Source organism: Aeromicrobium sp. (assembly GCF_050700635.1).
Taxonomy (GTDB): domain Bacteria; phylum Actinomycetota; class Actinomycetes; order Propionibacteriales; family Nocardioidaceae; genus Aeromicrobium.
Window position 1 is genome coordinate 1 of sequence record NZ_JBOHDT010000188.1, and the last position, 17,058, is coordinate 17,058.

Consider the following 17,058-nt stretch of genomic DNA (forward strand, 5'->3'; position numbering starts at 1 on the left):
CCGACGTACTTGCGCATCGCGGCGTAACCGGCCCGGTCAGTGCTGAACCGACCTGACCCAAGCAGCTGCTCGCGCTCGTCGACGACCTCGATGGTGGCCGACAACTTGTGGGGATCGACCCCGATGATCACGTGCTCCATGTGTTACTCCCGCCTGTGCTGGATCGGAAATGGACGGCGAGGTGGGCATTGCTACTACGAGCAGGGCAGTCCCTTCTTGAGCCACGCCTCGTCACAGCGACCGACGGGCCGCAGACCGATAGTGAGCCACACCAGATCAGCGGGTGGGCAGCCGCATGGAGAGCTGCCCGCCGATCGCCTGGACCGAGTCTGGCTAGACACCGGTCCTAGAGGAATCGTCTAGTAGCCGCGTCCTCCCGCGGGCTGCCGAGACAGGGCGGCTCGAACAGGCGAGGATATGCGTTGTGGATGGACCGTCCGAGAAGGACCTCAATCGCCTGTTCTCTGCGGCCCTGCAGTTCGGCAAGAACTGGATGCGCCCGGTTCCTGATCTCGCTGCGGAACGCTTGGCGCATCGCTCGCAGAAAGAGCGTGCAGTCATGGCGACCTTGATCGAGAAGTGCCGCTCGGGCATCAACGCGCACATCGAGGAAGTGCACATCCGTCTGGCCGGGGCATGGGACAAGTCCGCGGCGCGAGATGTCGATGCCTGGATCGCCGGGAAGTATCCCTGGATGTCCAGGAGGCACCGCCGTCACGCCATCCGCCAGGGCCAGTACTACGCCTGGCACGATCACGGCTAAGTACACGGACATGCACCTGCCGGCGCGGAGGCCCGGGCTGCCGCAGCATCCACGTAAGACCGTCTGACGCCCCGATCTCCCGTGTCTTGCCGCCAACGGGGGGATGCTTGGTTGAATCAGAACGGACGACAATTTGATGGCTGAGACAAACCTGCGCGTGCTCAAACCGTCACGCGGGTGAGCAAGTTCGCCGCGAGTCCAGATGCGCCGGCGCCGACGTCGACGACCCGCCCAGAGGGAACGGCCTCGGTGACCAACCGCAGCGACATGTGCGGCACGGGTTGGTACCAGCTCATGTCCGTGGTTGCGCGCCGGGAGTAGACGTCGTCCCAGTGGTCGGCGGCGTGCATCAGTTTCCGGCCGCCACAGGTCGGCCCTCTTCGGCCCATTCAGGAAAGCCGCCTTCGAGCCGAATGGCGCGCCGGCCTTGTCGGTCGAGGTAGCGAACGGCGTCGTCGGCCATTACGCAGTACGGTCCACGGCAGTACGCCACCACGTCGAGTCCGGAGGGAATATCGGAGAGCCGCGATTTGAGCTGGGAGGTGGGGACCGACAGGGCGCCTCGGATATGGCCGGACCGGTACTCGGCGTCAGGCCGCACGTCGAGCACCACGACGTCGCCGGCGCGCATGCGGGTGCGAAGCTCGTCGCGGCCGATGGTTTGCATGGCCGAGCGGTCACCGAGGAATGCCTCGGCCAGCTCGCCGAGGTCTTTGACGTGGCGGTCGGCGGTCTCGGTCATGGTGCGCCAGAGCGTGTACACCGCGGAGGAGGCCAACGAGTAGTAGATCCGAGTGCCCTCGCGGCGCGTCGTCACCAGTCCCGCACGCAGCAGTCGCTGCAAGTGCTGGGAGGTGTTGGCCACTGACTGACCGATGATCTCGGCCAGCTCCTCAACCGAGCGCTCGCCCTGGGCCAGGGTGTCGATCAGTTCGGCGCGCCGCCCGTTCGCCAGTGCCTTCGCGACTTCCGCCAAGGCCTCGAACAGGGCGGCCTTCGCTTCGCCAGCCATCCATCCTCCTATATTCAAGAATATACTTGACTAGTCTAACTTAAGTGAAGTACTTTTCAAGACAACACTTGAATAAGGAGGCGCGCTATGAGCGTGGAGGCAAGCATCGACCCGGCCACCTTGGAGGCCAAGGTCAAGGACGTGTACAAGATGGTCGCCCTGCACCCGGAGGGCCGTTATCACTTTGAGCTCGGGCTCCCCTTGGCCGAGCGGCTCGGCTACAACGCCGACCGGCTGCGCGACCTCCCGCAGGCCGCGGTCGAGTCCTTTGCTGGTGTCGGCTTCTACTTCGAGCTTGCGGCGCTACGCCCAGGGGAGGTCGTCGTCGATCTTGGCAGCGGCTCAGGCATGGACGTCTTCTATGCCGCGAATGAGGTGGGTCCGACTGGCCAGGTGCTGGGGATCGACTTCACCCCAGAGCAGCTGGACAGGGCCCGGCATCTCGCCGCAGCTGGCGGCTTCGCCCATACCGATTTCCTTGAGGCTCATATCGATCTTTTGCCGGTCATGAGCGACAGCGTCGACTGCGTGATCTCCAACGGGGTGTTCAACCTTGCGCCGAACAAGCGACAGGTGTTCGCCGAAGTCGCACGCGTGTTGCGCCCCGGCGGCCGGCTGGCCCTGGCCGACATCGTCACCGAACGCCCGTTGACCGAGGCGATCGTGTGCAACGTCGATTTATGGGCCTCCTGCATCGGCGGCGCCGCACTCGAGGACGACTACTTCGCCGCGCTTGCCGACACCGGTCTGGTGGTGGAGACGGTGCGGACCAACGACTACGGGTTCTTGTCCGGCCGGGCCCGCAGTGCGACGGAGACATACGGAGTCAAGAGCATCTCGGTCCTTGCTCACAAGTCGGCCAGACCCGGCACGACATCAATCAATCACTAGGAGGACCCATGTCCACGAACAGTGACTCACAACCACTCCAGAGCGATGCCAGGCTGCGGCTCGGGTCGGCCATCATGACCTTGGGCGGCGTTGGATTCGTCGGCTACGGAATCATCTTCTTCGTCCGGAATTTCTCCGACGCCTTCCTTGAACTCGGGATCGGATCCGAGCAGGTGGACGTCGGAAAACCACAGATCGAGCAGTTCAGCCCCGACCTCCTGCACTACATCAGCCATCTGCACATCGCACTCAGCGCCTTCATTGCGGCCGCAGGCATCGCAGTGGCGGCCCTGTCGTGGTACGGCGTCCGTCGCGGCCAGTGGTGGGCCTGGGTCACAGCTGTGGTTGTGCCGGTCTTCGCGCTCGCCGTTGCGCTACCTGCGCACTACCCGTGGGGCTTCGATACCATCGGCCACCTCGGCCTGATCTACGCCGACACGCTGCTGTTCGTGGCCGGAGCGGTCGTGGCTTTGGTGGCCTTGCGAGGTCGTCCGGGCTGATGCCACGCGGTTGAGGCAAGGACACACGTCCTCAGGCGTGCGGGGCCGCTTCCGGGCCACGACCAGTCAACCGTCGTCGTGCGTAGAGCGACGACTGGTCGCCTGTATCCGTCCTTGTACACGCGACGCGCAGTTTCTTCAGCAGGGACGCGTACGCCCTCCTCCGAAGATCTGGCAAGAATCGTCCGCTCGTACCGCAGTCCGGGCGGCATGAGCCGCGTCTTTCCGCCGCGTTCGGGCGACCGGTCTGTACGTCCGCTTCTGCCGTGATCCGCGCGTGCGATATCACCAGGCCCTGCTTCCGACGAGGTTCTGCACGGAGCATTGGCGCACGACCACCGCCTTGGCGTGGGCCTTGACAGAAGCCGCCGATCTGCTGGGCTGGTCCCATGCAGACAATAGGCAACGTCTTGTGGCTGGTGCTCGCCGGATTCTGGCTCGCCATCGGCTATCTCCTGGCCGGCTTGCTCGCATTCGTGCTCATCGTCACGATCCCATTCGGCATCGCTTCCTTCCGCCTGGCGGGCTTCGTCATCTGGCCATTCGGCCGGACGACGACCTGGCGACGCGACGCGGGCATCTGGTCCGTGATCGGAAATATCGTGTGGATCATCCTCCTCGGCTGGGAGCTGGCCCTGCTGCATGTAGTCGCAGGCGCGCTACTGATGATCACCATCATCGGGATCCCGTTCGGCGTCGCCTGCTGGAAGATGATTCCTTTGTCGCTGGTGCCCCTCGGACGCGAGATCGTGCCAATCTCCAGTGCGACCAACGACCCGTACGGCATCCCTGCCTGAACGAACAGGACTCGCACGACTGGGTCGCCGTCAACGGCGGGTGGGACGGGCTGAGAGGTTGCGTCATATCGCGGCGTTCCGAGCGCGGCGATATATGTGCGGTTCTGCCGAGTGGAACGCTTTTGCCGCGCAGCTGAGCGAGACTTGTCCCAGGTCAAGAGTTTGGAGGTGCGGCATGGCCGACCAGTTGCCCGCGTTTCTCGAGCGGTACCACGAAGCGACGCGACTCTTTGCCCGCGGCGACCCCGAGAATGTCAAGGCCATCTACTCGCACGCCGATGATGTGGTGCTCGCAAACCCCTTCGGCCCTGCCTCGGTGGGCTGGGATGCGGTCAGCCCCGCCTTGGATTTCGCGTCGTCACGCTTTCAGGACGGTAACGTCGATCCCTTCGAGGTCCTGGCTCGCTTCGACTACGGGGAGATGGTGGTGGTGCACGCGCTCGAGGACTGGCGAGCGCGGGTAGCAGATCGGCCGGACCTGGAACCGTTCCGCCTGCGGGTCACCACCGTCTTGCGTCGCGAAGACGGCGGCTGGCGAATCGTTCTCAGGCATGCCGACCCGATTGCGACCGCGGATGCCTCAGGGCCGATGCGCGGTAGATAGAGGAGTGGCAGACACCCTGACGAGGCCAGACGAAGTACCGCGCTACAGCGGCGGCTCAATCTGGTGGAGGTCCAGGACCGTCCGCTCCGTCGGTTCGGTCGGAAGCCCGTGCCTTCGAGCAGGGTTCGCATTTCGTCGCTGCCCCATCGTTGGCGAATGTGCTCGGCGGACTCCCAGACCCCGATGATGTAGAGAGCGTCGTCGCTAGTGGCGCAGTGGTGTCGGAGTTCGCCGAATGGCACCGCGCCGCCGCGCTCCATGATGAGTGCGTGTGCACGGTCGTATGCGGCCTTGAGCTCGTCGACATCACCGACGAAACTTGGCCATCAAGATCGCAGCCATGGCCTCAGCGTATGGGCCGGCAAGGCATTGTCTGCCGCGATGCAGAAACGCGCTCATATGCCGCGATCAGGTCCATCCCTCGGTAGGCGACGGCTCAGCGTGCTGCAGATGCGCATCTGATGCACGTGTGGGCCGCAGGTCTCGCCTCAAGCCGGGCTTCCGCGATCGGCTGTGCGCACCGTTCACAGATTCCGTATGTGCCGCCCTCAAGCCGCTGGAATGCCGCCTCGACCTCTGCCAAGTGGCCCTGGGCCTGGAGCACGAGCGCTGCAACCTGCGACCTCTCGAACGCGATAGTCGCACCCTCAGGGTCGTGCTCGTCATCGGCGTTGCTGTCACGGGAGGCCGCCACCACCTCGTTGAAGTCGCCGGTCAGGGCCGCGAGGCGCAAGAGCGCCTGTTGTCGATCCATCTCAAGTAGCGCGCGAGCCCCGTCCATCCATCAATGCTCGCATCTGAGTCTGGATCACTGGCCCGGCACCGATCTGTGGGCGTAGGTTGCGGCCATGACCGATGCGACCGCAGTAGAACGCAACAAGGTGACCTCGCGGCGGTGGATCGAGGTCTTCAACGAGCGCGACCACGTGGCGGAGGCGGACGTTCGCGGGCTCGGATTCATCGCCTACGCGCCCGCGAGTCTGGAGCCTGACCCGCTGGGGTCGGATTCATGGGCCAAGTTCCTCGCCGGCTTCGTGGAGGGCTTTCCCGACCTTCGCCTGACGGTGGAGGATGCCGTGGGTGACGGCGATCTCGTCGCCCAGAGGATCCACTTCGAGGGCACCCACACCGGCGTCTTCCAAGGGCTCCCGCCGACGGGCAAGAAGGTGGCGTTCGAGGGCCTCGAGCTCAACCGGCACGGCGAGGACGGCCGAGTCCTGGAGCACTGGTTCCAGCTGGACGCTCTCTCGCTCCTTCAGGCGCTGGGCCTGATCGTCGTGCCCGGTCCGCGGTTGTTGCCGCGGATCCTGGCCCACGTGGCGAGGAAGCCCTTCAAGAGGCGCTGATCCCCTCGTGCGTCAGTTCTTGACGGAGACTTTCTCGCGGAGGACCTTCACCTGGTCGACCACCCGGCCGAAACCGGTGGTGACGCCGACGCCGATCAGGGCGACGACGGCGAGTGAGAAAGCCAGGGCGAACAGGACCGTGAACAACGGGGATTCTCCTTCAAAACTGCAGGTCAGCGGGGGTATGACCCGAGGATAGCCGGACACGCCAGCTCGCCCCAAATCGGTCTCAGCACATGGTCAGCGCTGCACGACCGCGACGATCACCATGACCACCAGGGCGAGCAGCACCGTGCCCATCACGTCTAGGTTGACACGCCGATGACTCACAACCTCGGTACCTCCGGTGGTGTTTCGCTCGATGACGCTGAACATGACGCCGAGCAGCCCGATCGCCAGCAGCACCCAGAAGGCGGCGGCGAACACACGGCCGACGAAGAGCATGAGCAGGAGAGCCACGACGGACGTGGCCAGGGTCTTCGTGCCGTAGACGAACGAGCGGGTCCCGATCGGCCGCGCCGTCACCCCATCGGCCTCATCGACCGTGTGCTCGACCGGCTCGACGCGCGGACGCTCCTCGGGGTGCTGGCTCATGCCCTCCGTTCTATCGGCTCCCGCCGGCCACGCATCTCGAGGCCCCGGGACCGCCGCGCAATACTGACGATCATGACCGCCGGTCGCTTCGCGCCGTCCCCGTCGGGCGACCTGCACGTGGGCAACCTGCGGACGGCGCTACTGGCGTGGCTGTTCGCCCGGTCGACGGGCCGTGTCTTCCTGATGCGGGTCGAGGATCTCGACCGTGTCCGTCCGGGTGCCGAGCAGCGGCAGCTCGACGACGTGCGCTCCCTCGGTATCGACTGGGACGGCGAGATCGTGCGACAGAGCGAGCGGCACCCGGTCTACGAGGAGGCCATCGAGAGGCTCACCGAGGCCGGCCGCGTCTACCCGTGCTTCTGCACCAGGCGCGAGATCCGGGAAGCACCGTCGGCGCCGCACACCCCACCCGGCTCCTACCCGGGCACGTGCCGCGAGCTCACCGAAGCAGAGCGCGAGCGACGCGCGGCCGAGCGTCCGGCCGCGCTCAGGCTTCGGGCCGACGTCGACGAGTGGACCGTCGACGACGAGCTGCACGGTACGTTCACCGGTGCGGTCGACGACCTGGTGCTGCGCCGCAACGACGGCGTCGCCGCCTACAACCTCGCGGTCGTCGTCGACGATGCTGCGCAAGGTGTCGACCAGGTCGTGCGCGGCGACGACCTGCTTACCTCGGCGCCACGCCAGACCTACCTCGCCACCTTGCTGGGCCACGACGCACCGACGTACGCGCACGTGCCGCTCGCCGTCAACACCGCCGGACAACGACTGGCCAAGCGCGACGGAGCCGTGACGCGCACAGAGCTCGAGGATCGCGGCATCGACGTGTTCGCCCTGGTCGCCGAGTCACTCGATCTCGTCGGCACCACACCGGCCGAGCTGCTGACGTCCTTCGGCCCGCAGCGACTTCCAAGCCATCCGTGGACGTTCGTGCCGCCCGACTAGCCGGCCAGGTGCTCGCGGATGAGGCGCGTGAGGACCTCGGGCTGCTCGACGGTGCTGGAGTGGCCGCAGTCCGGGACGATCTCGAGCTTGGCCCCGTCGATGGCCGTCGCGATCGCCTCGGCCTTGACAGGCGTCGTGGCGATGTCGTGAGCGCCCACGACGACGATGGTGCGGGCGCGGATGCCACTGACCTCATCGCTGACCGGCAGCCGGTCCGTGACCCCGAGGACCGCGCGGCGCATCCCTGCCTTGCTGTTCGTCTTCAGCTGCGTCAGCCAGTGCTCGATCACGGCTTGGCCGGCCGGGTTGTCACGGAAGGTTGGGCCGAACATGATCGGCACGACCTGCTTGCGCAGCGGTCTCATACCGACGAACCGATAAGCGGTGGCCAGCATGCGGTACTTCGTCTGGACGTCGGGGTCCTCGGGTCCGGCATCGGTGTCGAGCAGGGCGAGAGACAGGACACGATCGGGGTGTCGCGCCGCGAATCGCATCCCGACGTAGCCGCCCATCGACAGCCCCACGTAGTGGACGACGTCGAGCCCGAGCTCGTCCAGCAGGGCGACGAGGTCGAGTGTGAGGGTGTCCATGTCGTGACCGTTGCGGGCGGCCGGCGACTTGCCCTGACTGCGCCAGTCGATCGTGACGCAGCGGTACTCGTCCTTGAGCGCCTCGACCTGGTGGGTGAACATCCAGCCGCTGAACAACAGCCCGTGGCCGAACACGACGGTCGGGGCGTCCGGTCTACCGGGCGGCGCGCCGGTGTCGGTGTAGTGGATGTCGGCCCCGTTGACGTGGGCGATCGGCATGCTTGCTCCTGTCCGTCTGAGCCTGAAGATACGTGACCCCAGAAGTCTCTCAATGCCCCCTCGCGCCGGATGGGTAGGTGAGAATGAGCGCGCAACCTTCCTTGTCCGGGCGAAGAGGGGCCGCGCGTGAGGTCGACGAGACGATGACGCAGACCGTGTCACGTCGACCATCGTCCACCGAGTCGCCCATCGCCGGCCCAACGCTTCCCCAACCGAGAAGGCTCACGTCTGCCCCGACGACGCAACGCCTTCGGAAGGCGGTCGACGGCTCGAGCGTCGGCGCCAACGTCCACGCCAAGACCCGGGCCCTGGGCCGGCTGGCCTGGATCGGGTCGGCCGTCGTGATGTTCGTGCTCGCCACAGCACGGCTGAGCTGGCCGGCCATGTGGCAGGACGAGCTGGCCACCTGGGGCATGGCCGGTGTGTCGTGGGACGCCATGCCGGCGCTCCTGAATCAGGCCGACCTCGTGCTCGGCCCGTATTACTACGTCATTCGGGCATGGGCGGAGGTGTTCGGGACGTCCGACCTCGCGCTCCGCATGCCCTCGGTGCTGGCGATGACGGCGGCCGCCGCCGGCGTGGCCGTGCTCGGCACCCGACTGGCCAACCCGCGCGTCGGCTTCACCGCCGGGCTGTTGTTCGCCGTCTTACCGGTGACGTCTCGGTACGCCCACGAGGCACGTCCCTACGCGCTGGCGATCTGCCTCGCCGTGTTCGCGACGCTGGTGCTGGTCGAGTCGTGCTCTGGACGGCAGCGGCGGGCACGGGTCGCCCGCTTCGCGCCCTACGCGCTCCTGGTGGCACTCCTCGGTCTGGTGCACGCGGTCGCCCTCTCACTCCTCGTGGCCCACCTGGCGATGGTCTGGGTCTTGCAACGTCGGTTGGTGCCGGCCTGGATGGTGGCCGCTGCCGTCGGTGCCGCTCCCGGCGCGACGCTGCTCTATCTCGGTCATCGGCAGCGGTCACAGATCGCGTGGATCGAGCTGGCTCGATGGGACGACCTGCTGGCGTACCCGGGCATGTTGTTCGGCGGGCTCGCCCTGATCGGCGCGGCCATGGTCGCCCTCGCCCTGCTGGGAACCTCCGCCCGCCAGCCGGGTGTCCTGTTCACCGCGTGGGCGACACTGCCCGTCCTGGCGATCTTCGCCGTTGCCTGGTTCACGCCGTTGTGGACCACGCGGTACCTCCTCTTCACCGTTCCCGCGTGGGCTCTCCTCGGCGGGCTGGCGCTCGGCCGCACCCATCTCGCCCGGGCGGTCCTGGCGGTCGCCGTGATCGCCGCGATCGGCATCCCGGCGCAGGTTGAGCAGCGTGATACCGACGGGCACTCGCAAGCCACCAGGGATGTCGCCGCGATCATCGACCGCGCCGCGCAACCCGGCGACGGGTGGTGTTCGGCTCTGGCGAACCCGGCGAGAACCGGGTCGGCCGGGATCTCGTCGCCCACTACCTGGCGCCGGAGCGACGCCCGACCGACCTGCTGGTGCAGCGCGCACCTCGAAGCGGCTATGTGTTCGCGCGGGAGTGTGCCGAACCCGGTCCCTGCCTGGCTGGGGCGGAGCGCATCTGGCTGGTGCGGGTCGGCGACCACGAGGACTCGTTGACGGGCGCGGGCGGGGGCAAGGGGAAGGCCTTGCGCGATCGCTACGCGGTGGCCACTGTGTGGCGGCCGGACGGAATGACCCTCGCTCTGATGGTCCGCAAGGCGCTCTGATGCTCGCCTTCCTGCTCCAGTCCGGCGCCTGGATGGACTTCGGCCGGGTGTACCTGTTCGCCCTGTTCATGTTGATGATCTGGCTGCTGTGGATCATCCGCGTCGTCCTGTCACTCGAGTACCGGCCGTTCGATGAGCCGTACAGCGTCTCGACGTCGGTGGTCATTCCGGTCGTCGACGAGTCGCCGACGCTGTTCCACGCGGTGCTCTCGACGATCACCGAGCAGCACCCGGACGAGATCATCGTCGTGATCAACGGCCCACCCAACCCCGTGCTGGAGCGAATCTGCCAGTCCTTCGGCGTCCGATGGACGTGGCTGGCGCAGGCCGGGAAGCGACGCGCCGTCTGCCTGGGGGTGCGCATGGCCACCAGCGACATCGTGGTGCTCGTCGACTCGGACACGCTGTGGACCGACGGCACGTTGTCCGAGCTGGTGCGGCCATTCCGCGACCCTGACGTCGGCGGGGTCACCTCACGGCAGCGCATCCTGTGGCCCGACCGGAATGTGCTGACACAGTGGGCCGACTGGCTGGAGAACATCCGCAACGACTACACGATGCCGGCGATGAGCGTCCTGGGCACCGTGGGTTGCCTGCCCGGACGCACCATCGCCTTCCGTCGCTGCATCCTGCTCACCTGCATGAACCGCTTTCTCAGCGAACGCTTCCTGGGTGTGTTCCTCGAGGTGAGCGACGACCGAACGTTGACGAACTACACCCTGCAGGCCGGGTAGCGTACTGTCTTCCAGTCGACCGCGCTGGTGTACACGGACGCTCCCGCGACCCTGGGCCGGCTGACCCGCCAGCAGCACCGCTGGGCACGCGGCTCGCAGTACAACACCTTGCGGATGCTGCCGTGGATGGCACGCCATGCTCCGGTGCTCGCGGTGTTCTTCCTGGCCGACATCGTGGTGCCGTTCATCCTGATGGGATCGTTCGTCTCGTGGGGCGTGACACTTGCCCGGGGAACGCGCAGCTCGCTGTACGCGGACCTACCGCTGCCCGGCATCGGGTGGCAGGCGCTGCTGCTGATCGCCGGGCTTGCCGCACTGTTGTCGACGATCTCGCTCGGAGTCCGGTTCGGGCGACACTTCGCGGACCGGCCGACGCACCTCCGGTATCTCCCCGCGTTCATGCTCATCAACACGTTCGTGCTGATGCCCATCCGCGTGGCCGGATTCGTCCGGATGGCGCATGACACCGCCTGGGGCACGCGCGCGGGCAGCTTCCCCGGACGGCGCTTGACCAGCCCACTCGTCCTGCTGCCCTATCTTCTGGGCGGTGCGATGCTCGCGGCGTCGGTGTTCGTCAGTGTCTAGCCGACACAAGCGCGGGCCCGGGCGTTTTCTGACCACGCGAACCTGGATGGTCGTCCACGGCGTCGTCCTGCTGAGCCTGTCCGCCTGGGTGATGCACGGCACGGCGGGTGATCCGCCGCCGACAGCCAACGTCACCGGCCGGCTGTTCGATACCACGCAGCAGACTCAGCCGACGATGCCGTCGAGCCGGTGGCCGACACGCTCGGCGATGCTCCGGCAGCCTCTTGCCTTGTTCGGTGTCAGTGCGCCACTGGTTCCCTCGTCCAGGCGAGCTCTGGACGCGATCACCGACAAGGCCGGCCGGCGTCCCGGCCTGGTCCAGTACTTCGTCAACTGGGACCAGGACTTCCGCGCGGAGACGGCGAGACGGTGCCTCGAGCAGGGGGCGGTGCCGATGGTGGCCTGGCAGCCGTGGGCGGGCAGAAAGAAGGGCACGAACCAGCACAACTTCCGCCTCGCGCGGATCAGCGCCGGTCGACACGACGCTTACATCACCCGGTTCGCCACCGCGGTGCGGGACTTCGAGCGGCCGGTCGTGCTCCGATTCGCCCACGAGATGAACGGCACGTGGTTCCCCTGGTCTGAGTCGCGCAACGGAAACACGCCGGGTGACTACGTCAGGGCGTGGCGTCACGTCCATGGCATCTTCACCCAGGTCGGCGCGTCGAATGTCATCTGGGTCTGGAGCCCGAACATCGTCCGACCCGTGCCGGACGTCGCGTTGGAGCCCCTCTACCCGGGCGATCGCTACGTCGACTGGGTCGGCATGGTCGGGTACGGCAACCTCCGCGAGAACACGGCCGGCGAGACCTTCGATCGGACGATTCGTCACATGCGGCAGTTCACCGACAAGCGGCTCCTGATCACCGAGACCGGCGCCAGACCGGGCCCGCAGCAGGCCGGTTGGGTTCGCGATCTGTTTCGGTGGGTTGCCGGACGTCGCGACATCGTGGGATTCATCTGGTTCCAGTACGACAACACCAAACGGACAGCGGACTGGAGATTCGACGTCAGCCCCTCGACGCTCACCGCGTTTCGGGACGGCCTGGCGGGCCTGTCGCTGGCGTCACCGACGCAGCGGTGACGACCGGATCGGGCTCAGCTGGGCTGGGCCCGATCCGGTCGTGTGCCAGTCGCTTCCGGGCTAGATGAGCCCCTTGTCGGTCAGCCACTGCTTCGCCAGCTCGGCCGGGGCGACCTTGTCCTCACCCTGGTTCTGGCCGTTGAGGTCGAGCAGATCCTCCGTGGTCAGCTCCGCCGAGATCGCGTTGAGGACCTCCTTGACCTCGTCGGACGCCTTATCGCTGTTGATCAGAGGCACGACGTTCTGGGACGCGATCATGTTCTCCGGGTCCTCGAGCGTCACGAGGTCGTTCTCGACGATCGACGGGGTGGTGGAGTAGATGTTCGCGACGTCGACCTTGCCGTCGAGCAGCGCCTTCAGCGTGGCCGGTCCGCCTGCGTCGGCGATGGCGGTGAACTCGACACCGGTGATGCCGTAGACCTTCTCCATGCCGGGCAGGCCATACGGACGCTCCTTGAACTCCGGACTTGCGCCGACCTTGAGCCCGTCGATCTTCTTGAGGTCGGCGATCGTCGTGATGCCTTCCTGCTCGGAGAACTCGGACGTGACGTTCAGCGAGTCCTTGTCCTCGGCCTCCGCAACGTCGAGGATCTCGGTGTTCTCGGGCACGGCGTCGCCAAGTGCGGCAGTAACGTCATCGGGTGACGTGGCCGTCGCCTCCTTGTCGAGGTACAGCAGCAGGTTGCCGGTGTACTCGGGGAGAAGGTCGATCTCGCCGTTCTCGAGGGCCGGGAGGTAGACCTCACGGGCGCCGATCTTGAGCTTCTTCTCGACCTTGATGTCCTTGGCCTCGAGAGCCTGGGCGTAGATCTCGGCGATGATCTCGTTCTCGGGGAAGTCTGCCGAGCCGACGGTGATGGTGTCGGTTGCGGCCTTCTCCCCCTCGGTGGGATCACCGCCGCAAGCACTGAGTCCGAGGCCGAGGGCGGCGACGGCGAGTACCGCAGTGAGTCGGGTCTTCATGGTCGTTTCTCCTTGGTGGGGGTTCGGGTGGTTCAGGTGGGGCTGGTGCTGAGTGCTGGGGCGCGTCCTCCTTGGGCGATCCTCTGGAGGCCGACGAAGACGACGTCCAGGACGAGGGCGAGCACGATCACGAGGACCGAGCCGGCGACCATCTCGGGATAGTCGCTAAGCCGTTGCCCGTCGATGATGTAGCGGCCGAGCCCGCCGAGGCCGACGTAGGCCGCGACCGTCGCGGTGGCCACGACCTGCAGGACGGCAGAACGGATGCCGCCGACCAGCAGTGGCAGGGCGAGCGGGATCTCGACCCGCGCAAGGATCTGCCACTCGGTCATGCCCATCGCCCGAGCGGCGTCGATCGTCTGACGGTCGACAGCCTCGAGGCCGGAGTACGCGCCGGCCAGCAGGGGCGGAATCGCCAGCACGACGAGCGCGAGGATCGGGGCCGTGAGCCCGATGCCGAGGAGCAGCACGAACCAGGTGAGGAGCCCGAGCGTTGGCAGCGCTCGCATCGCGCCGGTGAACGCCACGGCCGGTCCGCGCAGACGCCCGGTGTGGCCGATCCAGAGCCCGACGGGGATCGCAACCGCCGCGGCGAGCCCGACCGTCAGAGCGGAGTAGCCGACGTGCTCGAGCGTTCGAGCCGGAACCCCGCTGTCGCCCGACCAGTTCGACCCGTCGCTGAACCAGCCGATCGTGTCGTCGACGATGCTCACGCGCTCACCGCCGATGGCCGGCTGAGCGTGGCCCAAGGCATGAGGATGCGTCCTGCCAGCACGAGCAGCGCGTCGAACACGAGCGCCAGCACGACGATGCCGATCACCCCGACGATGATCTCGGTGGTGAAGTCGCGATTGAACCCGTCGGTGAACAGGGTGCCCAGGCTGCTGACACCGATGAGGGCGCCGACGCTGACCAGGCTCACCGTGCTGACGCTGATCACCCGGAGCCCGGCCAGCAACACCGGCCCGGCGAGCGGCAGCTCGACGGTGAGGCCGCGCTGCCGGGACGAGTACCCGGTTGCTGTGGCGGCGTCGAGGACGGTCGTCGACACCGAGGTGAAGGCGTCCGTCGCCGACCGCACCATGATCGCAGCAGCGTAGATGGTGAGTGCGATGACGACGTTCAGCGGACTGAGAAACCCGGTGCCGATGATGCCTGGCATGATCACGAACAGCGCAAGCGACGGGATCGAGTAGAGAATGCTCCCGGTGCCCAGCAGCGGCCCGCGCAGACGACGGTGCCGGCTCGCAAACCAGCCGACCGGCACGGCGAGGGCAAACCCGAGCACCAACGGCACCGCGCTCAGCCACGCATGGGTGAGGGTGAGGTCGAGAATCATCGCTCGGTTGTCCCAGGCCCACGTCATTCGGCCAGCACCCCGGTGGCCTTGCCGGTCGAGTCGACGACGATCGACGTGCCGTCGCGCTTCTCGACATGGAGGGTGCGTCCGCCCTTGTCGAGTCCCACGAAGCTGCGGACGAAGTCGTCAGCCGGGTTCGAGAGGATGTCGGCCGGGCTGCCGACCTGCGCGATCACGCCGCCCTGCTTGAGGATGACGACCTGGTCGCCGAGCAGGAAGGCCTCGTCGACGTCGTGGGTGACGAACACGATCGTCTTGTCGAGGTCGCGCTGGAGCCGCAGCAGCTCACGCTGCAGCTCGTCGCGCACGATCGGGTCGACCGCCCCGAACGGCTCGTCCATCAGCAGGATGTTGGGATCGTTCGCCAGCCCGCGTGCCACCCCGACGCGCTGCTGCTGACCACCGGACAGCTGGCTGGGGTACTTGCCGGCGTGCGACGAATCCAACCCGACCGTCTCGAGCACCTCGTGGGACCGCTGGTTGGCCTCCTTCTTGCCGACGCCGTTGAGCCGCAGCACCGTGGCGACATTGTCGATGACCTTGCGGTGCGGCAGCAGGCCGGCGTGCTGCATGACGTAGCCGATGCTGCGGCGCAGCTCGACCCGGTTGCGGGTGGCGACGTCGACGTCGTCGATGAGCACCTGTCCCTGCGTGGGGTCGACCATGCGGTTGACCATGCGCAGCAGCGTCGTTTTGCCACACCCAGACGAGCCGACGAGAACGGTGGTGGTGTGGGAGGGGAGCTCGAGACTGAAGTCGTTCACGGCCTCCGTTCCATCTGCGAACTTCTTGGAGATGGAGCGGTACTCGATCATGCGGTCCTCAGCTCATGAATGGGCGTCAACGGTAGGCATTGAAAAGACTCTGGACAGTCTGGCCTGATCGTCAGACACGAGCAACGGCAACCCGGCATCCTTCGGTGACGAGATGGTGACGTCGGACCGGTCGAGTCTGCTGCCGATCGACCCCTGTCCGGCTAGCCTGACGGTGATGCCCTGACGGGCATTGCAGCCGGCCCTCGGGTCGACGAGCGGAAGGACGCAGCATGGAGACGCTCCTCTGGATCGTTCTCGTCATCGCGGTCATCGCGGCGATCGCCTGGTTCGTGGTGCGCTCCCGCCGCGACTCGAACGAGGCTCTCCCCGACGAGGATCGCCCCGGCGCCGTCGAGTCCGGAACCGCAGAGATGGCCGCGGTCACCCCGTCGCCGGCCGACATCACCACGCCGACTGCCGTGTCGTCGCCCGTGCCAGCCGAGACCGAGCCGGATGAACCGCCCGTCCAGATGTCCGATGCAGATGAACCCGTCGAGCCGCAGGCGGTCGAAACCGTCCCGGAGCAGGAGCCCGAGCCGGTCGAGGAGCCTCTCCCCGAACCGGACCCGATCACCGAGCCCGTGCCGCCGGTCGAGCCGGAACCGCCGATCGAGCCCGATCCGCCGATCGAGCCCGAACCGATCATCGAGCCCGAACCGATCATCGAGCCGGAGCCGGTCGAGGATGAACCTGCCCATTCTGAGCCGTCCCATGCTCGGTCGATCGACGAGCAGGAGTCGGAGCCGGTCAACGAGACCCACGGCGACCCACTCGCCGCCGAGGCGGACCAGTCCGTGCAGCCTAGAGAAGTCGCCGAACGCCAGGGCGAGGAGAGCGAGCTCCCAGCCGCCGATCCGGACGAGCCGACCGACCCGCCGCAGTCCGTCATCGATGCGGGCGAGATGCCTGCCCAGGAACTCGATCCGCATGCCGGATTGGGGGACTACGAAGACCAGACGATCCACGCCGATCCGGAGTCGGGGCTCTACCACACCCCTGATTCCCCGGGCTACCTGCTGGGTGAGGATGGCGTCGTCTTCGAGTCCGAGGACGAGGCCAGAGCAGCCGGATTCACCCGCTGGGACCAGCCCGCCTAGGCTCATCGATCAAGGGTCGGTCTGGCGTCCCTGCCGTTTTGTTTCGCCGCTCGACCGTAAGGTAGAGTCACGCTCGCGGTTCTGCCGCGAAGGCCCCGTGGCGCAGTTGGTTAGCGCGCCGCCCTGTCACGGCGGAGGTCGCCGGTTCGAGTCCGGTCGGGGTCGCAGAGAATCGCCAGGCATCCCACGCACCGTCCATCGGTCGTGGGATGTCTGCGTTTGGCTCATCGGCCGGTTCGGGGCGGCCGATGACGATTGATATGGTGATCGTCGCTCGTTCGCGGGCAACGGCCAGGTAGCTCAGTTGGTACGAGCGTCCGCCTGAAAAGCGGAAGGTCGCCGGTTCGACCCCGGCCCTGGCCACCACGCTGGGCCGGACTCAGCGCCAACGCTCGCAACAAGCTCAGTGCGGTGATGACGAGACCGACGTAGAGCCACGGTTGCG

The 17,058-nt window shown here is 66.8% G+C and carries 22 protein-coding genes and 2 tRNA genes; 14 read left to right on the top strand and 10 right to left on the bottom strand.

What is annotated here, in order from left to right:
- Positions 1-424: 424 nt before the first annotated feature.
- Positions 425-763 (top strand): hypothetical protein, encoded by a 339-nt coding sequence (locus tag ACRDPN_RS14775; protein ID WP_431449424.1) that lies wholly within the window; start codon positions 425-427, stop codon positions 761-763.
- A gap of 161 nt (positions 764-924) precedes the next feature.
- On the opposite strand, the gene ACRDPN_RS14780 is transcribed toward ACRDPN_RS14775, so the two are convergent.
- Both ACRDPN_RS14780 and ACRDPN_RS14785 read right to left on the bottom strand, forming a co-directional pair.
- A complete protein-coding gene (locus ACRDPN_RS14780; protein WP_431449426.1) occupies positions 925-1,113 on the bottom strand; it encodes a hypothetical protein in 189 nt (62 codons plus the stop codon).
- Positions 1,113-1,775 carry an ArsR/SmtB family transcription factor gene (locus ACRDPN_RS14785; RefSeq protein ID WP_431449428.1) on the bottom strand — a complete coding sequence of 221 codons (663 nt, stop codon included), beginning with the start codon at positions 1,773-1,775 and terminating at the stop codon, positions 1,113-1,115. Before ACRDPN_RS14785 ends, ACRDPN_RS14780 begins: the two co-directional genes overlap by 1 nt.
- Before the next feature lie 87 nt (positions 1,776-1,862).
- Here ACRDPN_RS14785 and ACRDPN_RS14790 point away from each other — a divergent pair, with 87 nt between their 5' ends.
- The 4 genes from ACRDPN_RS14790 to ACRDPN_RS14805 all read left to right on the top strand — a co-directional run bounded on the left by ACRDPN_RS14790 (position 1,863) and on the right by ACRDPN_RS14805 (position 4,567).
- Positions 1,863-2,666 (top strand): methyltransferase domain-containing protein, encoded by an 804-nt coding sequence (locus tag ACRDPN_RS14790; RefSeq protein WP_431449430.1) that lies wholly within the window; start codon positions 1,863-1,865, stop codon positions 2,664-2,666.
- Positions 2,667-2,674: 8 nt separating this feature from the next.
- The gene (locus ACRDPN_RS14795) at positions 2,675-3,166 is read left to right on the top strand and encodes a hypothetical protein (protein WP_431449432.1); all 492 of its coding nucleotides are present in this window, start codon (positions 2,675-2,677) and stop codon (positions 3,164-3,166) included.
- A gap of 389 nt (positions 3,167-3,555) precedes the next feature.
- Complete coding sequence (locus ACRDPN_RS14800) at positions 3,556-3,963, top strand: YccF domain-containing protein (protein ID WP_431449434.1); 408 nt, start codon at positions 3,556-3,558, stop codon at positions 3,961-3,963.
- A gap of 175 nt (positions 3,964-4,138) precedes the next feature.
- Positions 4,139-4,567 (top strand): YybH family protein, encoded by a 429-nt coding sequence (locus ACRDPN_RS14805; RefSeq protein WP_431449436.1) that lies wholly within the window; start codon positions 4,139-4,141, stop codon positions 4,565-4,567.
- A gap of 436 nt (positions 4,568-5,003) precedes the next feature.
- Here ACRDPN_RS14805 and ACRDPN_RS14810 read toward each other — a convergent pair whose 3' ends face one another.
- Complete coding sequence (locus ACRDPN_RS14810) at positions 5,004-5,348, bottom strand: TraR/DksA family transcriptional regulator (protein WP_431449438.1); 345 nt, start codon at positions 5,346-5,348, stop codon at positions 5,004-5,006.
- A gap of 67 nt (positions 5,349-5,415) precedes the next feature.
- On the opposite strand from ACRDPN_RS14810, the gene ACRDPN_RS14815 reads away from it, so the two are divergent.
- Entirely contained in the window at positions 5,416-5,913 is a 498-nt protein-coding gene (locus ACRDPN_RS14815; protein WP_431449440.1) for an ester cyclase, read from the top strand.
- A 12-nt stretch (positions 5,914-5,925) separates the two neighbouring features.
- On the opposite strand, the gene ACRDPN_RS14820 is transcribed toward ACRDPN_RS14815, so the two are convergent.
- Both ACRDPN_RS14820 and ACRDPN_RS14825 read right to left on the bottom strand, forming a co-directional pair.
- The gene (locus ACRDPN_RS14820; protein WP_431449442.1) at positions 5,926-6,060 is read right to left on the bottom strand and encodes a hypothetical protein; all 135 of its coding nucleotides are present in this window, start codon (positions 6,058-6,060) and stop codon (positions 5,926-5,928) included.
- A 93-nt stretch (positions 6,061-6,153) separates the two neighbouring features.
- Entirely contained in the window at positions 6,154-6,507 is a 354-nt protein-coding gene (locus ACRDPN_RS14825) for a hypothetical protein (RefSeq protein ID WP_431449443.1), read from the bottom strand.
- A 72-nt stretch (positions 6,508-6,579) separates the two neighbouring features.
- On the opposite strand from ACRDPN_RS14825, the gene gluQRS reads away from it, so the two are divergent.
- Positions 6,580-7,452, top strand: a complete 873-nt coding sequence (gene gluQRS, locus ACRDPN_RS14830) for a tRNA glutamyl-Q(34) synthetase GluQRS (protein WP_431449445.1) — start codon at positions 6,580-6,582, stop codon at positions 7,450-7,452.
- Here the strand turns inward: gluQRS and ACRDPN_RS14835 are convergent.
- A complete protein-coding gene (locus ACRDPN_RS14835; RefSeq protein ID WP_431449447.1) occupies positions 7,449-8,261 on the bottom strand; it encodes an alpha/beta fold hydrolase in 813 nt (270 codons plus the stop codon). The genes gluQRS and ACRDPN_RS14835 overlap by 4 nt on opposite strands.
- 155 nt (positions 8,262-8,416) lie before the next feature.
- Here ACRDPN_RS14835 and ACRDPN_RS14840 point away from each other — a divergent pair, with 155 nt between their 5' ends.
- The 4 genes from ACRDPN_RS14840 (at position 8,417) to ACRDPN_RS14855 (ending at position 12,378) form a co-directional block, all read left to right on the top strand.
- A complete protein-coding gene (locus tag ACRDPN_RS14840; RefSeq protein ID WP_431449449.1) occupies positions 8,417-9,865 on the top strand; it encodes a glycosyltransferase family 39 protein in 1,449 nt (482 codons plus the stop codon).
- Between the two features lie 109 nt (positions 9,866-9,974).
- Entirely contained in the window at positions 9,975-10,709 is a 735-nt protein-coding gene (locus tag ACRDPN_RS14845; protein ID WP_431449451.1) for a glycosyltransferase, read from the top strand.
- A 27-nt stretch (positions 10,710-10,736) separates the two neighbouring features.
- Positions 10,737-11,294 (top strand): hypothetical protein, encoded by a 558-nt coding sequence (locus ACRDPN_RS14850; protein WP_431449453.1) that lies wholly within the window; start codon positions 10,737-10,739, stop codon positions 11,292-11,294.
- 46 nt (positions 11,295-11,340) lie between these two features.
- Positions 11,341-12,378, top strand: a complete 1,038-nt coding sequence (locus ACRDPN_RS14855) for a glycoside hydrolase family 26 protein (protein WP_431449455.1) — start codon at positions 11,341-11,343, stop codon at positions 12,376-12,378.
- Between the two features lie 60 nt (positions 12,379-12,438).
- On the opposite strand, the gene ACRDPN_RS14860 is transcribed toward ACRDPN_RS14855, so the two are convergent.
- Genes ACRDPN_RS14860 through ACRDPN_RS14875 form a run of 4 tightly spaced genes read right to left on the bottom strand, consistent with a single transcriptional unit; the run spans position 12,439 to position 15,516 of the window.
- A complete protein-coding gene (locus tag ACRDPN_RS14860; RefSeq protein WP_431449457.1) occupies positions 12,439-13,341 on the bottom strand; it encodes a glycine betaine ABC transporter substrate-binding protein in 903 nt (300 codons plus the stop codon).
- Between the two features lie 32 nt (positions 13,342-13,373).
- Entirely contained in the window at positions 13,374-14,054 is a 681-nt protein-coding gene (locus ACRDPN_RS14865) for an ABC transporter permease (protein WP_431449465.1), read from the bottom strand.
- On the bottom strand, positions 14,051-14,707 hold the full coding sequence (locus ACRDPN_RS14870; RefSeq protein WP_431449459.1) for an ABC transporter permease: 657 nt from the start codon (positions 14,705-14,707) through the stop codon (positions 14,051-14,053). The genes ACRDPN_RS14865 and ACRDPN_RS14870 overlap by 4 nt, the downstream gene beginning before the upstream one ends.
- Entirely contained in the window at positions 14,704-15,516 is an 813-nt protein-coding gene (locus ACRDPN_RS14875) for an ABC transporter ATP-binding protein (protein WP_431449461.1), read from the bottom strand. The genes ACRDPN_RS14870 and ACRDPN_RS14875 overlap by 4 nt, the downstream gene beginning before the upstream one ends.
- A 230-nt stretch (positions 15,517-15,746) precedes the next feature.
- Between ACRDPN_RS14875 and ACRDPN_RS14880 the strand changes: the two genes are divergently transcribed.
- The 3 genes from ACRDPN_RS14880 to ACRDPN_RS14890 all read left to right on the top strand — a co-directional run bounded on the left by ACRDPN_RS14880 (position 15,747) and on the right by ACRDPN_RS14890 (position 16,979).
- A complete protein-coding gene (locus ACRDPN_RS14880; protein ID WP_431449463.1) occupies positions 15,747-16,613 on the top strand; it encodes a hypothetical protein in 867 nt (288 codons plus the stop codon).
- A gap of 91 nt (positions 16,614-16,704) precedes the next feature.
- Positions 16,705-16,778: transfer RNA gene (locus tag ACRDPN_RS14885), tRNA-Asp, on the top strand.
- Between the two features lie 124 nt (positions 16,779-16,902).
- Positions 16,903-16,979, top strand: a tRNA-Phe gene (locus ACRDPN_RS14890).
- Positions 16,980-17,058 lie beyond the last annotated feature (79 nt).

What these genes read in the sequence shown, in the direction of transcription:
- ACRDPN_RS14780 (WP_431449426.1), bottom strand. Translation starts at nt 1,113, where the DNA reads ATGCACGCCGCCGACCACTGGGACGACGTCTACTCCCGGCGCGCAACC.
- ACRDPN_RS14785 (WP_431449428.1), bottom strand. Translation starts at nt 1,775, where the DNA reads ATGGCTGGCGAAGCGAAGGCCGCCCTGTTCGAGGCCTTGGCGGAAGTC.
- ACRDPN_RS14790 (WP_431449430.1), top strand. Translation starts at nt 1,863, where the DNA reads ATGAGCGTGGAGGCAAGCATCGACCCGGCCACCTTGGAGGCCAAGGTC.
- ACRDPN_RS14795 (WP_431449432.1), top strand. Translation starts at nt 2,675, where the DNA reads ATGTCCACGAACAGTGACTCACAACCACTCCAGAGCGATGCCAGGCTG.
- ACRDPN_RS14800 (WP_431449434.1), top strand. Translation starts at nt 3,556, where the DNA reads ATGCAGACAATAGGCAACGTCTTGTGGCTGGTGCTCGCCGGATTCTGG.
- ACRDPN_RS14805 (WP_431449436.1), top strand. Translation starts at nt 4,139, where the DNA reads ATGGCCGACCAGTTGCCCGCGTTTCTCGAGCGGTACCACGAAGCGACG.
- ACRDPN_RS14810 (WP_431449438.1), bottom strand. Translation starts at nt 5,348, where the DNA reads ATGGACGGGGCTCGCGCGCTACTTGAGATGGATCGACAACAGGCGCTC.
- ACRDPN_RS14815 (WP_431449440.1), top strand. Translation starts at nt 5,416, where the DNA reads ATGACCGATGCGACCGCAGTAGAACGCAACAAGGTGACCTCGCGGCGG.
- ACRDPN_RS14825 (WP_431449443.1), bottom strand. Translation starts at nt 6,507, where the DNA reads ATGAGCCAGCACCCCGAGGAGCGTCCGCGCGTCGAGCCGGTCGAGCAC.
- gluQRS (WP_431449445.1), top strand. Translation starts at nt 6,580, where the DNA reads ATGACCGCCGGTCGCTTCGCGCCGTCCCCGTCGGGCGACCTGCACGTG.
- ACRDPN_RS14835 (WP_431449447.1), bottom strand. Translation starts at nt 8,261, where the DNA reads ATGCCGATCGCCCACGTCAACGGGGCCGACATCCACTACACCGACACC.
- ACRDPN_RS14845 (WP_431449451.1), top strand. Translation starts at nt 9,975, where the DNA reads ATGCTCGCCTTCCTGCTCCAGTCCGGCGCCTGGATGGACTTCGGCCGG.
- ACRDPN_RS14855 (WP_431449455.1), top strand. Translation starts at nt 11,341, where the DNA reads ATGGTCGTCCACGGCGTCGTCCTGCTGAGCCTGTCCGCCTGGGTGATG.
- ACRDPN_RS14860 (WP_431449457.1), bottom strand. Translation starts at nt 13,341, where the DNA reads ATGAAGACCCGACTCACTGCGGTACTCGCCGTCGCCGCCCTCGGCCTC.
- ACRDPN_RS14870 (WP_431449459.1), bottom strand. Translation starts at nt 14,707, where the DNA reads ATGACGTGGGCCTGGGACAACCGAGCGATGATTCTCGACCTCACCCTC.
- ACRDPN_RS14875 (WP_431449461.1), bottom strand. Translation starts at nt 15,516, where the DNA reads ATGATCGAGTACCGCTCCATCTCCAAGAAGTTCGCAGATGGAACGGAG.
- ACRDPN_RS14880 (WP_431449463.1), top strand. Translation starts at nt 15,747, where the DNA reads ATGGAGACGCTCCTCTGGATCGTTCTCGTCATCGCGGTCATCGCGGCG.